The organism is Streptomyces sp. YIM 130001 (genome assembly GCF_003574445.1).
In the GTDB taxonomy this organism is placed as follows: Bacteria; Actinomycetota; Actinomycetes; order Streptomycetales; family Streptomycetaceae; genus Streptomyces.
The window spans coordinates 182,126-197,392 of record NZ_KZ984558.1 but is presented as its reverse complement, the minus strand read 5'-3'; the positions used below and the strand labels follow the sequence as shown (position 1 = coordinate 197,392).

General features: G+C 70.7%; 12 protein-coding genes. 9 read left to right on the top strand and 3 right to left on the bottom strand.

The genetic code is table 11. The features are described 5' to 3' along the window. Positions 1-11 precede the first annotated feature (11 nt). Positions 12-1,010 (top strand): iron-siderophore ABC transporter substrate-binding protein, encoded by a 999-nt coding sequence (locus DSC45_RS20745; protein WP_119293130.1) that lies wholly within the window; start codon positions 12-14, stop codon positions 1,008-1,010. 6 nt (positions 1,011-1,016) lie between these two features. On the opposite strand, the gene DSC45_RS20740 is transcribed toward DSC45_RS20745, so the two are convergent. Beyond that, entirely contained in the window at positions 1,017-1,370 is a 354-nt protein-coding gene (locus DSC45_RS20740; protein WP_119293128.1) for a DUF1330 domain-containing protein, read from the bottom strand. Positions 1,371-1,628: 258 nt separating this feature from the next. Between DSC45_RS20740 and DSC45_RS20735 the strand changes: the two genes are divergently transcribed. The 8 genes from DSC45_RS20735 (at position 1,629) to DSC45_RS20700 (ending at position 14,124) form a co-directional block, all read left to right on the top strand. Further along, a complete protein-coding gene (locus DSC45_RS20735) occupies positions 1,629-3,632 on the top strand; it encodes a radical copper oxidase GlxA (protein ID WP_119293126.1) in 2,004 nt (667 codons plus the stop codon). Positions 3,633-4,264: 632 nt separating this feature from the next. Beyond that, positions 4,265-5,059: a 2,3-dihydro-2,3-dihydroxybenzoate dehydrogenase gene (locus DSC45_RS20730; protein ID WP_119293125.1), complete on the top strand. Its 795-nt coding sequence runs from the start codon at positions 4,265-4,267 to the stop codon at positions 5,057-5,059. 192 nt (positions 5,060-5,251) lie between these two features. Continuing rightward, a complete protein-coding gene (locus tag DSC45_RS20725) occupies positions 5,252-6,469 on the top strand; it encodes an isochorismate synthase (RefSeq protein ID WP_119293123.1) in 1,218 nt (405 codons plus the stop codon). Further along, a complete protein-coding gene (locus DSC45_RS20720; RefSeq protein WP_119293121.1) occupies positions 6,466-8,124 on the top strand; it encodes a (2,3-dihydroxybenzoyl)adenylate synthase in 1,659 nt (552 codons plus the stop codon). The genes DSC45_RS20725 and DSC45_RS20720 overlap by 4 nt, the downstream gene beginning before the upstream one ends. 28 nt (positions 8,125-8,152) lie before the next feature. Continuing rightward, complete coding sequence (locus tag DSC45_RS20715; RefSeq protein ID WP_119293119.1) at positions 8,153-8,785, top strand: isochorismatase family protein; 633 nt, start codon at positions 8,153-8,155, stop codon at positions 8,783-8,785. A gap of 4 nt (positions 8,786-8,789) precedes the next feature. Continuing rightward, positions 8,790-9,023, top strand: a complete 234-nt coding sequence (locus DSC45_RS20710) for a phosphopantetheine-binding protein (RefSeq protein ID WP_119293118.1) — start codon at positions 8,790-8,792, stop codon at positions 9,021-9,023. Next, entirely contained in the window at positions 9,020-12,961 is a 3,942-nt protein-coding gene (locus tag DSC45_RS20705) for a non-ribosomal peptide synthetase (protein ID WP_119293116.1), read from the top strand. The genes DSC45_RS20710 and DSC45_RS20705 overlap by 4 nt, the downstream gene beginning before the upstream one ends. Positions 12,962-13,065: 104 nt before the next feature. Continuing rightward, positions 13,066-14,124, top strand: a complete 1,059-nt coding sequence (locus DSC45_RS20700; protein WP_119293114.1) for a YncE family protein — start codon at positions 13,066-13,068, stop codon at positions 14,122-14,124. A gap of 83 nt (positions 14,125-14,207) precedes the next feature. Here DSC45_RS20700 and DSC45_RS20695 read toward each other — a convergent pair whose 3' ends face one another. Both DSC45_RS20695 and DSC45_RS20690 read right to left on the bottom strand, forming a co-directional pair. Then, entirely contained in the window at positions 14,208-14,576 is a 369-nt protein-coding gene (locus DSC45_RS20695) for a VOC family protein (RefSeq protein WP_119293112.1), read from the bottom strand. A gap of 8 nt (positions 14,577-14,584) precedes the next feature. Then, complete coding sequence (locus DSC45_RS20690) at positions 14,585-15,265, bottom strand: hypothetical protein (RefSeq protein WP_119293110.1); 681 nt, start codon at positions 15,263-15,265, stop codon at positions 14,585-14,587. Positions 15,266-15,267: the final 2 nt, after the last annotated feature.

Genomic DNA, 15,267 nt, shown 5'->3' with positions numbered 1-15,267 from the left:
GGGTGAACGTCATGATGAAGTCCTCCCGCCGCACCGCGACCCTGCTGTCCGGCATTCTCGCCGCCGTCCTCGTCTCCGTGACGGCCTGCGGATCCTCCGACGGCGACGAGTCGTCGAGCAGCTCGTCGACCGGCTCGAAGGGTGCCTTTCCCGCCAAGGTCGCGACCAAGTTCGGCGAAGTCACCGTGGACGAGGCCCCCAAGCGGGTCGTCGCACTCGGCTGGGGCGACGCGGAGACCGCACTCGCCCTCGGCGTGCAGCCGGTCGGCGCGAGCGACTGGCTGCCGTTCGGCGGCGACGGTGTCGGCCCCTGGGCCAAGGGCAAGTACGAGAAGAAGCCGCAGCTGATCGGGACCCTCGAGCCGGAGTACGAGAAGATCGCCGAGCTGCAGCCCGACCTGATCCTCGACGTGAAGTCCAGCGGCGACAAGACCCGTTACGACACCCTCAGCAAGATCGCCCCGACGGTCGGCGTCCCGAAGGGCGGCGACCAGTACAAGGTGACGTGGGACAAGCAGACGAAGATGGTCTCGGCGGCGCTCGGCGTACCCGAGAAGGGCGACAAGCTGATCTCCGGCGTGGAGAAGAAGTTCGCCGCGGCCAAGAAGGCCCACCCCGAGTTCCAGGGCAAGACCATCACGGTCGGCTCGCGCACCTCCGAGGGCTACGGCGCCTACGTCCGCGGCACCGGCCGGATCAACTTCGTCGAGAGCCTGGGCTTCGAGAACTCGCCGGCCGTGCAGAAGAAGGCCGGCAAGGCGTTCTCCATCTCGGTGTCCAAGGAGAATCTGACGCTCCTCGACGCCGACCTCACGGTGATGACCCCGATCGGCATCCCGGCCAAGACCATCACCGATGACCCGCTGTACAAGGCGGTGCCGTCGGTGAAGGACGGCCGCGATCTGTTCTTCCCCGCGACGGTCGACAAGGCCTTCGCGACGGACTCGGTGCTCTCGGTCTCGTACGCCATCGACAAGGTCGTCCCGCTCCTCGCCGACAAGGTGAAATAGACAGGCCTAGACAGCGCCGGCGTCGGCCGCCGTCCGCAACCGGGCGGCGGTCCGCGCCGGGTCGTAGCCGTCCGGCACACCGGGCACCATGATCACGTCGGCCGCGATGTGATCGGTGCGCATCGGCAGGATCTCCTGGTACGCGTCCGAGTCGTACCAGCCCTTCGCCCGCGCCTCGTCGGGGAAGGCGATCACCACGAGGTATCCCGGCCAGCTGCCCTCGACGACCTCGGGCTTCGCTCCGTGCACGACGAACCGGCCCTCGTAGGGGTCCATCGTCGACTGGATGCGCTCCAGGTAGACGAGTACGTCCTCGTGCTGCGCGTCATTCTGCAGATGGGCCGCGGTGAAGTACGTCATGGGGCCCTCCTCGGTCGGGCTGTGAACCGGTGCCTGACCGAGCCTCTCCGAATGGGCCGCGGCGGTCGATTACCTCGCGGGTCATCGCCGCGCCCCGGCTTCCCTTCGGTACGCCCGATTCACCCCTCAAGAGGGGCCGAATGGCCCTGTAGTCGCGAACCGTTGATGCGTCAATCCCGTCATACGCTCAACAATCGGACATATCGCACCGTCGATAGACGCCCGACCGTTCGCCGCACTGCCCTGGGAGTGAAATCGATGGCACACCGTCCGAGCCGCCGACCCGTTCGCATTCTGCTCGCCTGCGGGGCGGTGCTCGCACTCGCCGCGGCCAATGCACCGGCGGTGTACGACTTCACCTCCGAGCGCTATCACGCCTACGAGATCGACCAGGCCGACTACAAGGCGGAGAAGGGCCACTGGCGGACCGTCGACGTCCCCGAGAAGTACCGCATCAACACCATTCACGCGGCGCTGCTGAACACCGGCAAGGTGCTGCTGATCGCCGGGTCGGGCAACGACGCCAAACAGTTCGACGCCAAGACGTTCCGCACCGTGCTCTGGGACCCGAAGAAGAACTCCTTCAAGGAGATCGACACTCCGAAGGACCTGTTCTGCGCCGGCCACACCCAGCTGCCGGACGGCAATCTCCTGGTGGCCGGGGGCACCCAGCGCTACGAGACGCTCAAGGGAGACGTCCAGAAGGCCGGCGGCCTGATGATCGTGCACAACGAGAACCCGGACAAGCCCAAGACCCTGCCGGAAGGGACGCGCTTCACGGGTCAGGAGAACGGCAAGACCTTCGTCTCGCAGGCCAGTGTCCTGATCCCGCGCGCGAAGAAGACCGTCGACAAGAAGACCGGCAAGGCCAAGGTCACCGCGAGCAGCGCCAGGGTTTATGTGGAGGCGCCCGAGAAGGGTGAGAAGTACCAGACCGGCACCCAGGACCAGTACCGGGTCGAGGGCCTCAAGGGCGACGAGAAGCAGAACATCTACGGCATCGCGCAGAAGCTGTCCTTCGACAAGAAGGACTTCCAGGGGATCAAGGACTCGTTCGAGTTCGACCCCGTGGCCGAGCGGTACATCACGGTCGATCCGATGGCGGAGGCCCGCTGGTACCCGACACTGACCACGCTGGAGGACGGCAAGGTCCTGTCGGTCTCCGGTCTCGACGAGATCGGACAGGTCGTCCCCGGCAAGAACGAGATCTACGACCCGAAGTCGAAGAAGTGGAAGTACCTGCCGAAGTCGCGGTTCTTCCCGACCTATCCGGCACTGTTCCTCACCGCGGACAGCCGCATCTTCTTCACCGGATCGAACGCGGGATACGGGCCGGACGACCAGGGCCGGGTGCCGGGCCTGTGGGATCTGGACTCCAACAAGTTCTCCGAGGTACCGGGCCTGTCCGACCCCGACATCCTGGAGACGTCCATGTCGGTCCTGCTGCCGCCCGCCCAGGACCAGAAGTTCCTGGTCCTCGGCGGGGGCGGGGTCGGCGAGTCGCCGAAGTCGACCGACCGCACCGGGATCGCCGACCTCAAGGCCGACAAGCCGCGCTTCACCGACGGACCCGACCTGTACGACAAGGCCCGCTACCCGAGCAGTGTGATCCTGCCCGACGACACCGTCCTCACCACCAACGGCTCGGGCGACTACCGCGGCAAGGGCGCGAGCAACGTCCTCAAGGCCTCCCTCTACGACCCGGGGACCAACAAGTTCGCCGAAGCGGCGGCCCCGCTCGTCGGGCGCAACTACCACTCGGGCGGTCTGCTGTTGCCGGACGGCCGGGTGATGACGTTCGGTTCCGACTCGCTCTTCTCCGACAAGGCCGACAGCAAGCCCGGGAAGTTCGAGCAGACGCTGGAGATCTACACGCCGCCGTATCTCCACAAGGGGGGCGAGCGGCCGGAGCTGCGCGACTCCGACGGGGCACGCCGGACCGTGAAGCTAGGTGCGTCGGCGGACTTCCGCAGCAAGGACGCCGCGTCCATCAAGAAGATGCGGCTGATCAGGCCGGGCGCGTTCACGCACGTCACCAATGTCGAGCAGCGTTCGATCGCGATGGACTTCAAGCGGACGGCCGACGGCGTGCGGGTGACCGTCCCGCACAACCCGTCGCTCGTCCCGCCCGGCTGGTACATGCTCACGGCCGTGGACGACCGCGGGGTCCCGTCCGAGTCGGTCTGGCTGAACGTTCCGGTGTCGAAGGACGCTCCGACGCACAAGACCACGGCGGACGCACCGGCGCCGGCACCGAACTGAGGTCCGTTCAACTCGAGGCGCGGGCGCGGTGGCCGAGAGCCGCCGCCCTGCGCCTGCGGTGTGTCCGCCTTCCGCGCGTACCGCTCCGCGCCCTGCCGAGGCCGGGTGAACCCGGCTGCCGGGCATCACCGAAATCGCCCTGCCGGTACGGGACTTCGGGGTCACGGCGCGGCGAGTCGGGCGATCGTCACGAGGGTGACGGCCGCTCCTGACGCGGTAGTTCGGGATGACGGGATCCGGCCGTTTTCAGTGACCCCCTTGGACGATCGACATATGGTTAGCCTAACCTAAGTTGCGCATCGAGGGCCGTGCTCCTCCAGGAGGCTGCTCCTGGCCCGAGGTGTGCTGTCTGCCCTGTCCAGGGACGGGTCCCGGCCTGCCCGGACGCCGGCCCGGACCCGTCCCGGCCACCGATACGTACGGAGAAGCCAGTCCATGCTTGCGAAGTCGTCCCCCTCCTCACGCGGTCCAGGCCGCCTCAACGCCGCGGCTGCCGTGACCGCGGTCGGCGCACCGACGCCGGCCGTCCTCTCGTCCTCGGGCGACGGCGGCTGTTTCGGGGCGGCGTCGGGTGACACCGCGGCGGGCGCTTCGACGCGGGCCAGGGTCGATGTGCGTCAGGCCAGGGCCAAGTGACTGTCGATCAGGAGCTGGCCGGGCGGTTCGCCCTGGTCACGGGTGCCGGCCGAGGCATCGGCGAGGCTGTGGTGAACGCGCTCGTGGAGCGCGGTGCCCGAGTCCTGGCCACCGACCTCGACCCGGCGGGCGTGGCGGCGCTCGCCGTGAAGCATCCCACCCGGGTGACCGCCCGCGCCTTGGACGTCACCGACGCCGACGCCGTGGAACGCCTCGTCGACGAGGCCGAACGCGAACTGGGCGCACTGGACATCGCGGTGAGCGTCGCCGGCGTTCTGCGCGGCGGCCCGGTCACCGAACTGAGCGACGACGACTGGTCCGCCACCTTCGCGGTCAACGCCGACGGCGTGTTCCACCTGAGCCGGGCGGCCGCCCGGCGGATGTCGGAGCGCGGTCACGGAAGCATCGTCACCGTCGCCTCCAACGCGGCAGGGGTACCCCGCTCCGGCATGGCCGCGTACGCGGCGTCGAAAGCGGCGGCGGTCATGTTCACCAAGTGCCTCGGCCTCGAGGTCGCCGCGCGCGGAGTGCGCTGCAACACCGTCTCCCCCGGCTCGACCCTCACCGAGATGCAGCGCGGCATGTGGGCCGAATCCGGCGTCGACGAGACGGAGGCAGCCCGGCGGATCGTCGCGGGCGACCCGGAGTCGTACCGAACGGGCATTCCGCTCGGGCGGATCGCCGGGCCCGAGGACATCGCGGATGCGGTCGCCTTCCTGGTGTCCGACCGCGCCCGCCACATCACTCTGCACGACCTGTACGTCGACGGCGGCGCCACGCTCAGGGCCTGAACGGTGTGACGCCGGCCCCGGACGCCTCCCCCGCCGTGTGCGGCCTTTCTCCGCCGTCGCGGCGAACCCGGCCAGGCGTACCCCCGGACCCACCCCACCCGGCCACCGGATTTCCCCACTCGTCCCAGCCACCGTCCGCGCCACCGCACGCCGTCGATCGCGGCGGGTGGCCCTCCCCCACTGGAGACCCTCATGTCTGCCTCTCTGCGTGAACCCGTCGCGCCGGCCGGGCACGCCTCCACCGAAGTGCCCCTCACTCCCGGCGCCGCGACGGCGCTGCTCGAGGCCTACCGGCCGGGCACTGACCGCTTTCTCGCCACGCCACGGCACACTCTGCTCGCACGCGGGATCCGATCCGAAATACCGCACGACGAGAGGCCGTTGGCGGTCCGAGTGGCTGCGGCTCTGGACGACGCCCGTCGCGCCGGTGCCCCGTCGCCGGTGGTGATCGGTTCCGTGCCCTTCGCACCCGACGCACCGGCCTCGCTCGCCGTGCCCGCGTCCCTTCGGACGGCACCGGCACTGCACAAGGACCCGCTGATCGCGCTTCCCGTGCCTCAGCAGGCGTCGGACGCGGGGTGGCGGGTGCGTGAAGTACCGGCTGCCGATGCGTACGGGGCGGCTGTCGCCGCGGCCGTGGCGCGGATGCGGGCCGGCGAGTTCGACAAGGTGGTGCTCGCGCGCACCCTGGAGCTGTCCTCGCCGCAGCCACCGGACCTGCCGGCGATGCTGCGGCGGCTCGCCCACCGGGACCCTTCCGGGTACACCTTCGCCCTGCCGAGCGGCGCCGGCCGCACCCTGATCGGGGCGAGCCCCGAGCTCCTCGTGGCTCGCCGCGGCGGGCAGTTGATCGCCAATCCGCTGGCCGGGTCCGCGCCGCGCAGTCCCGACCTGGCCGAGGATGTGCGCCGGGCCGCCGCGCTCCTGGAGTCCGCCAAGGATCTCCACGAGCACGCGGTGGTGGTGGATGCGGTCGGCGCCGCCCTCGCCCCGTTCTGCACCCGCCTGGACGTGCCCGAGCGGCCGACGCTCGTACGTACCGCGGCCATGTGGCACCTGTCCACCTCCATCACCGGCGATCTCGCCGAACCCGGCACCGGCGCACTGGAGTTGGCGTCCGCGCTGCATCCCACTCCGGCGGTGTGCGGTACGCCGACGGCGGTGGCGCGGGACGTGATCGCGGCGTCCGAACCCTTCGACCGGGGCGCGTACACCGGGATGGTCGGCTGGCAGGACGACTCCGGTGACGGCGAATGGGTCGTCACCATCCGCTGCGCGGAGGCCGAGGGCAACCGGCTGCGGCTGTACGCGGGCGCCGGCGTGGTCGCCGACTCCACGCCGGAGGCCGAGACCGCCGAGACCGCGGCCAAGTTCCGCACCTTCCTCGGCGCGGTGGGGGCCGCCCTGTGACCACCGTCGACATCCCCGCACTCACCCCCGGGGCCGACGCGCCGACCTGGCCCGCCGAGTACGCCGAGCGCTACCGTGCGGCCGGCTACTGGCGCGGCGAGACCTTCGGCGGAGTCCTGCGCGAGCGCGCCGCCCAGCACCCCGACCGCATCGCTCTGGTCGATCCCGCGCCCGAGCGCCGCACCTGGACGTACGCCCAACTCGACCGCGCCGTCGACCGGTTGGCCGAAGGGTTCCGGCAGCGGGGCATCGGTCCCGGTGACCGGGTGGTGCTGCAGCTGCCCAACGCCGGTGAGTTCATCGAGGTGGTCTTCGCGCTGCTGCGCATCGGTGCGCTGCCGGTGTACGCGCTGCCCGCGCACCGGGAGACGGAGATCTCCTACTTCTGCGAGTTCACCGAGGCCGTGGCCTATGTGATCCCGGACCGCCACGCGGGCTTCGACCACCGCGCGCTCGCCTCCACGGTCAAGGCGCGTACTCCTGGCCTGCGGCATGTGTTCGTGGCCGGTGACCCCGGGGAGCACACGGCGCTCGCCGACGTGCCGTGCGAGCCGCCCTCGGAGCGGCCGGACGAACCGGCGCCGCACCAGCTGGCGTTCCTCCAGCTGTCCGGCGGGACCACCGGTGTGCCGAAGCTGATCCCGCGCACGCACGACGACTACCTGTATTCGCTGTGGGGGTCCAACGACATCTGCGGTGTGGACGAGGACACCCGCTTCCTCGTGGTGCTGCCGGCGGCACACAACTTCCCTATGAGTTCACCGGGTTGGCTGGGCGTGCTGTACGCCGGCGGCACGGTCGTGCTGTGCCCGGGGCCCGATCCGGCGACGGCGTTCCCGCTGATCGAGCAGGAGCGGATCACCATGACCGGGATGGTGCCGCCGCTGGCGCTGGTCTGGACGGACAGCGCCGAGTCGACGGAGTACGACCTGACCAGCCTGGAGCTGGTTCTCGTCGGCGGCGCCAAGTACAGCGAGGCTGCGGCCCGTCGCCTGGAACCGGCGCTCGGATGCAGGCTGATGCAGGTCTTCGGCATGGCGGAGGGCCTGGTCAACTACACACGGCTCGACGACGACCACGAGACGGTGGTGACCACTCAGGGTCTGCCGATCTCGCCCGACGACGAGGTGCGGGTCGTCGACGACGCCGGACTCGACGTCGCAGAAGGGGAGTTCGGACATCTGCTGACCCGCGGCCCGTACACCATCCGCGGTTACTGGCGGGCACCGGAGCACAATGCCACGGCCTTCACCGGGGACGGTTTCTACCGGACCGGTGACATCGTGCGGCGCACCGGGACCGGTCATCTCGTGGTCGAGGGCCGGGCGAAGGACCAGATCAACCGGGGCGGCGAGAAGGTCGCCCCGGAGGAGGTCGAGAACGTCATCCTGGCGCATCCGTCCGTACATGACGTCTCGGTCGTCGCGGTCGCCGACGAGTACCTCGGGGAGCGGTCCCTGGCGTACGTGATCCTGCGCGACGGCGCCGAACCCCTGAAGTCCGTGGCGGTGAAACGCTTCGTGCGGGAGCGAGGGCTCGCCGCGTACAAGATTCCCGACCTCGTCGAGTTCGTCGACACCTTCCCGCAGACCGGTATCGGCAAGATCAGCAAGAAGGGGCTGCGTTCCACCGCGGCCACCGCCGAGCACCACTGACCGGGACGCACCGAAAGGCCCCACCCTCATGGCACTTCCCGCCATCGCCCCCTACGCCCTGCCCACCGAGGGCGAACTCCCCGCCAACCGCGTGTCGTGGAAGGTCGATCCGTCCCGCGCCGTACTGCTGGTGCACGACCTGCAGAATCACTTCCTGAAGGCGTTTCCCGCCGGGACCGAGCCGCTCACCGGGCTCCTCGACAACACCTCGCGCGTCCTCGCCGAGAGCCGCAAGCGCTCGGTCCCTGTGGTCTACTCGGCGCAGCGCGGCGGTCAGACTCCCGAGGAGCGCGGGCTCCAACTCGACTTCTGGGGGCCCGGCGTGGCCGATGGCCCCGAAGCGCTCGCGACGCCGGCCGCTGTCGCACCCGAACCCGGTGACACCTGGCTCACCAAGTGGAAGTACAGCGCCTTCGTCCGCACCGAACTCGCCGATCTGATGCGGGAGTCGGGCCGTGACCAGCTTGTGGTGGTCGGTGTCTACGCGCACATCGGCGTACTGATGTCGGCCTGCGACGCCTGGATGCGTGACATCCAGGCCTTCGTCGTGGCCGACGCCGTGGCCGACTTCTCCCGCGCGGACCACGACATGGCTCTCACCTGGGCCGCCGGGCGCTGCGCGGTCGTGACCACCACCGACGCCCTCTTCAAGGAGGCCTGAACCGATGGCGCTCACCGTGGAACAGATCCGCGCCGACGTCGCCGACGCGCTCGGCGAGGAGCCGGCCGAGATCCCCTTCGACGAGAACCTGCTGGACTACGGCCTCGACTCGGTCCGGATCATGGCCCTGCTCGAGGGCTGGCGTCGTGACCACGCGGTCACCGCCGACTTCGCCGATCTCGCCGAGCAGCCGGCCATCGAGGCCTGGGCACCGATGCTGGGGGTGAAGGTCTCATGACACTCCTGCACACCGATCCGGGCACGTCGGCCGACGTGGTGCCTCCGGTCGAACTCCCGCTCACCGCCGCCCAGTCGGGCATGTGGTTCGCCCAGGCTCTCGACCCGCTCAGCCCCGCGCAGAACACCGCGGAGTGCCTGGAGATGGACGGCCCGCTCGACCCGGCCCTGTTCGCCGCCGCCCTGCGCCGGGTCGCCGCGGAAGCCGATGTGCTTCGGGTACGTGTGGTGGACACCCCGGACGGGCCGCGGCAGTACGTGGAGGCGGAGGCCGAACTGCCGCTCACCGTCCTGGACTTCAGCGGTCGTGCCGACGGGCAGGAGCGGGCCGAGGCGTGGATGCGTGAGGACCTGGCCACCCCCTGCGATCTCACGGCCGGTCCGCTGTTCCGCCAGGCCCTGTTCCGCGTGGGCGACGACCGGTGGCTGTGGTACCAGTGCATCCACCACCTGGTCATCGACGGCTTCGGCTACTCCTTGCTCGCGCGGCGTACGGCGGAGGTCTACTCGGCCCTGGCGCGCGGCGAGGAACCGTCCGCCCGCACCTTCGGCTCACTCGAGGAACTGGTGGAGCAGGACGCGGAGTACCGGGCGTCCGAGGCGTACGCGACGGACCGCGACCACTGGTCGGAGGCTTTCGCCGACCGCCCCGAGGTGCCTCGGCTCGCGGGCCGGGGCGCGCTGCCCGGCCGTACGTTCCGCCGGCGGACCGCCCATCTGCCGCAGGTGACCGCGGAACGGCTCCGTGAGGTGGCGGGCCGGCTGCGGGCGACCTGGCCGGAGGTGCTGATCGCCGCCCAGGCCCTGTACACCTCGCGTGCCACCGCGCAGTCGGACGTGGTCCTCGGGCTGCCGATGATGGGCCGGGTCGGCTCGGCGTCGCTGCGTATCCCCGGCATGGTGATGAACGTGCTGCCGCTGCGGCTCACCGTCTCGCCGACGGACACGTTCGCCGAACTGGTGCGGCAGGTGGTGCTCGGCGTACGGAAGATCCGCCGGCACCAGCGCTACCGCTACGAGGACATCCGCCGCGATCTGGGTCTGCTCGGCGAGGGCCGCGGCCTGGTCGGTCCGCTGGTGAACGTCATGCCGTTCGACTACGCCCTGGACTTCGCCGGCACCGAGGCACGCGCCCGCAATCTGTCCGCCGGGCCGGTCGACGATCTGACGGTCAACGTCTACGACCGCGCCGACGGCCGAGGCCTGCGCATCGATCACGACGGCAATCCGGCGCTGTACGACGACGCGGCTCTCGCGGCCCATCAGGACCGTTTCCTGCACCTGCTCGAAGCTCTCGCGAACACCGACCCGCAGGCACAGCTCGGGGCGCACGGCATCGCCACCGAGGCCGAACGCGCCCTGGTGGTCGACGAGTTCAACCGCACCGAGCGTGATCTGCCGCCGACGACCCTGATCGGTCCGATCGAGTCACGTGCCGCTCGCTGCCCGGACGCCACGGCCCTGGTCTTCGGCGACACCTCGCTGACGTACGGCGCGCTGAACGCCCGCTCCAACCGCCTGGCCCGGCATCTGCAGTCGCTCGGCGCGGGCCCGGGGCGGCTCGTCGCCGTCGCGGTGCCGCGTTCCGTGGACCTGGTCGTGTCGCTCCTGGCGATCCTCAAGTCGGGTGCGGCGTATCTGCCGCTCGACCCCGAGTATCCGCAGGCGCGGCTCACCTACATGCTTCGAGACGCGGCGCCGGTGTGCGCCGTGACCGACCGGGCGAGCCGGCTGCCGGAGGAGGCGGGGACCCCGCTCGTCGTCCTGCCGGAGCTCGACGCCGGCGTACTCGCGGAGTACCTGCCGACGAATCCGGCGAGGCCCCTGACGCCTGCGGACCCGGCCTACGTCATCTACACCTCGGGGTCGACCGGGCGCCCCAAGGGCGTGGTGGTGTCGCACGGTGCGATCGACAACCGGCTGCGCTGGATGCAGTACACCTACGGGCTCCGGTCCGACGACCGGGTTCTGCAGAAGACCCCGTCCTCGTTCGACGTGTCCGTGTGGGAGTTCTTCTGGCCGCTGCGTGAGGGCGCGGCCCTTGTGGTGGCGGAGCCGGGTGGCCACAAGGATCCGGTGTACCTGGCCCGGCTGATCGCCGAACAGGCCGTCACCACCTGCCACTTCGTGCCGTCCATGCTGCAGGTCTTCCTGACCGGGGGCGCCGATGTCGCCGGGCTGTGCTCGGGAATGCGCCGGGTGTTCTGCAGTGGCGAGGCGCTGCCGCGGGAGACCGCGCAGGCCTTCGGCAAGGTGCTGCCCCGGGTCGGCCTGCACAACCTGTACGGGCCGACCGAGGCCGCGGTCGACGTCAGCCATCACACCTGCGAGGCCGGGGACACCGGCCCTGTGCCGATCGGGCGGCCGGTGTGGAACACGCGCCTGTACGTCCTGGACGCGGCGCTCGAGCCGTGCCCGCCCGGAGTTCCGGGTGAACTGTTCCTGGCGGGGCGACAGTTGGCCGACGGCTATCTCAACCGGCCCGAGCTGACCGCCGAGCGTTTCGTGGACGATCCGTTCGCGCCGCCCGGTGAGCGGATGTACCGCACGGGTGACCTCGCCCGATGGACCGAACAGGGCGAGGTGGAGTATCTCGGCCGCACCGACCACCAGGTGAAGTTGCGCGGTCAGCGCATCGAACTCGGCGAGATCGAGGCGGCGTTGGCCGCACGTCCGGGTGTCACGGGTGCGTGCACGCTGGTCCGTGAGGATCGTCCGGGAGACCAGCGGCTGGTCGGCTACGTGACCGGTGACGCCGATCCGGCCGAGTTGCGGACGTCGCTCGCGCGTGAGCTGCCCGAGCACATGGTGCCGGCCCCGGTCCTGGTCCTCGATGCGTTCCCGCTCAGCCCCAACGGGAAGCTGGACCGGCGGGAGTTGCCCGCCCCCGTCCACACGGGCGGACAGGAAGCACGGGACGCGGCGGGTCCGCTGGAGAGGACGCTGGTCGGTCTCTTCGCGGAGGTGCTCGGCGTCGAACGGGTGGGCCCGGACGACGCGTTCTTCGATCTCGGCGGCACCTCGCTGCTCGCTGTGCGGCTCGTGACCCGGATCGGCGAGGAGCTGGGCTCCGAACTCACCATCGGTTCGCTCTTCGAGGCACCGACCCCGGCTCGCCTCGCGGACCGCCTCGGATCCGGGCGCCCCACCTCCGGGGACGCGCTCGACTGCGTCCTTCCGCTGCGACCGGGGGGCGCGCGGCCCCCGCTGTTCGCCTTCCATCCGGCCGGCGGCATCGCCTGGTGCTACGCGGGCCTCGTCGCCCGCCTCGGTCCGGATCAGCCGGTGTACGGGATCCAGGCGAGGGGCCTGACGGACGACGCACCGCTGCCCGTGAGCCTGCAGGAGCAGGCGGCGGACTATGTGCGGCACATCCGCGAGGTCCGGCCGCACGGCCCGTACCGGCTGATCGGATGGTCGGTCGGCGGGATCCTCGCGCACACCGTCGCCGTGCTGCTGCAGGAGGCGGGCGAGGAGGTCCAACTCCTGGCGCTGCTCGACGCGTTCCCGGCCGAGCAGTGGCGTGAGCGGCCCGCCCCCGAGGAGGGTGACGCCCTGACGGCCGTGCTGCGGATGGCGGGCTTCGAGCGAACCGGCGAACGCGACCGGGACGACGTACTCGCCACGCTGCGGCGGGGCGGCAGCCCGCTGGCCGGACTCGGCGACCACACGCTCAACCGCATCGTGGACATCGTGCCGAACCACGCGCGGATGATGCGCGAGCACGAGCACGGGACCTACGACGGCGACGTGCTGTTCTTCACCGCGGCCGCGCCGCGCGCGGAGGACTGGCTGACCAGGGAGGCATGGAAGCCGCATGTAGTGGGTGAGATCGCGAATCTGGACCTCGACTGCACCCATCCGCAGTTGCTGCAGGATCACCAACTCGACGCGATCGGGGCCAGGTTGACGGAGCGGCTGAGGGAAATCGACGGATGAGCCGGTGCCGACCCACCTTTGACTAACTTAGGCAAGCCTAAGCTAAGTTGATTCCACGTCGCCTCCTCCCAGGAGGCACATCAGCATCAGGAGACTGACGCAGCATGTCCTCACTCACCCGTCGTATCCGTCGTGCCGCAGCGATCGCCGTCGCCGTCGCCGCGGGGAGTTCGCTGGCCGTGGCCGGCACCGCGACCGCACAGCCCGGCAAAGGCTCCGCGGCCTCGCCCGTCACGTCGGCGCCGTTGGCCCAGGGCCTGTACCAGTCCGCGTACTCGGAGCGGAACAACGTCCTGTGGACGACCTCTGCCGTAGGCCGTCCGCCGGTCACCCAGTCCAGCCTGCTGAAGGTCGACCCGCGCTCACTCGAGGTGAAGGCCTCCTACACCCCGCCGGTGACCGATCAGGAGACCGGCGCCGTCGAGGCCGTGTACGGCATCGCCGTGGACGACGAGCACAACACGGTCTGGACCACCAACACCCGCGACAACTCCGTCGCGGTCTACAGCCAGCGCGACGGCAAACACCTCGCGACGCTGCCCGACGTGGCGCACGCCCGTGAGGTCGTCGTGGACGAGCGGCACGACGTGGCCTGGGCCAGCGGCTTCGGCGACGGCACGGTGATCGGCTTCGACACACGTACGTTCAAGGAGAACAAGCGCGTCACGGTCGAGGGCTCCTCCCCCACGGGCCTCGCCGTGAACGAGCGCACCGGCACGGTGTACGCGACCGATCTCGAAGGCGACCGCATCATCGAGATCTCGCCGTACGCCAAGGAACCGCGGTTCATCCCCGCGGGCGACGGGCCGATCTCGGTGGCCCTGTCCCGTGACGGCCGCACCGCCTACACCGCGGACCAGGCCGCCGGCGGCCTCTCCGTGGTGAACCTGCGCAAGGGCGAGGTCACCGGTACGGTCGCCACCGGCGAGGGAGCCCTGAACGTTGTCTTCGATCCCCGCTCGGGACGCGTCCTGGTGGCGAACCGTACGGCAGGCACGATCTCGGTCGTCGACCCGCGCAAGGGCGCGGTCGTCGAGTCCCACGCCACCGGCGCCGACCCGAATCACATCGCCGTGCACCGCGGCACCGCCTACGCCGTGGACAAGTCCGGCTCGGGACCCGAGGGTGAGGACCGGATCCACCGCATCCGTGTCTCCCGCTGAGCGAGACCCGCTGAGCGCACGTCCCGCAGCACTCCGGCCGGGGACCCTTCGCCACGGGCCCCGGCCGGCCCCCTGCCCGCCGATCAGCCGTGGCTGGTGTCGATCACGCAGAAGCGGTTGCCGTCCGGATCGGCGAGCACCACGAAGTCGGGGTCCGGAGGGTATCGGTCCCAGTCAACCCGGCTCGCGCCGAGCGACACCAACCGCTCCACCTCGGCCGCCTGATCGGCCGCGTCCGCCGCGTACAGGTCCAGGTGAATCCGCGGGTACGACTGCACCGGAACGTCGCTGAGGCCGAGCGAGAGGCGCACGCCCCGGCCGTCGGCGGGCACCAGGACCGCCCAGTCGGGTTCCGGCTCCTCCCGGAGCACGTAGCCCAGGACATCCGTCCAGAACACGACCGCGCGCGGCACGTCCGCCACACCCACCACTACCGATCCGATGCTGACCATGCATCGAGTCAAGCACGTCCGCCGTCGTCCGCCTCCTCGGACGGGTCGGCCGCCGCGAGGCGCACCGCGGCGACGGTCACGACCATGGCAGGGCCCGGCGTCAGGAGCAGCAGCGAGGCGGACCAGTGGACGGACGCCCAGACGCCGAGCACGGCGAGCGACGGGCCCGCCAGGTGCCGCAGCGGATGCCGCAGCACCAGATGCAGTCCACACGCCCACAGGAGCCGCCCGCGCAGGTCGGGGCGCAGGACACCGAGCGGCAGGGCCACCGCCAGGGCGAGCAGAGCGAGCAGCGCCGCCGCTCCGTTCAGCCCCACGGAGAGCAGCAGCCAGTCCGCGTCGGACTGTCGCCACATGGTGAGTGCGACGAGGAGGGCGGCCGCGGGGGCCGCCGCGATCAGGCAGTTCACCATCCCGTAGAGCCACAACTCCCTCAGGGCGCACCACCATTGGCGGACCGTCGCACCGCCGTCGGCGGCCCGGGTCAGCGCCGCCGTCCCCGGGCCCACGAGGACGGCGGCGAGCAGCACCGAGACCGGCGTGATGCCCGGCGACAGGAGCGCCGTCACGGTGGCTCCCGCGCACACGGTCACGCTCGCGGCGAGGAGCGCGGGCAGGCCGGGCCACGCGCCGCGCAGGGTGCCGAGGAGCGCCTCGCGTTCACCCGCACCGAGTTCCCGGACGGCCATCG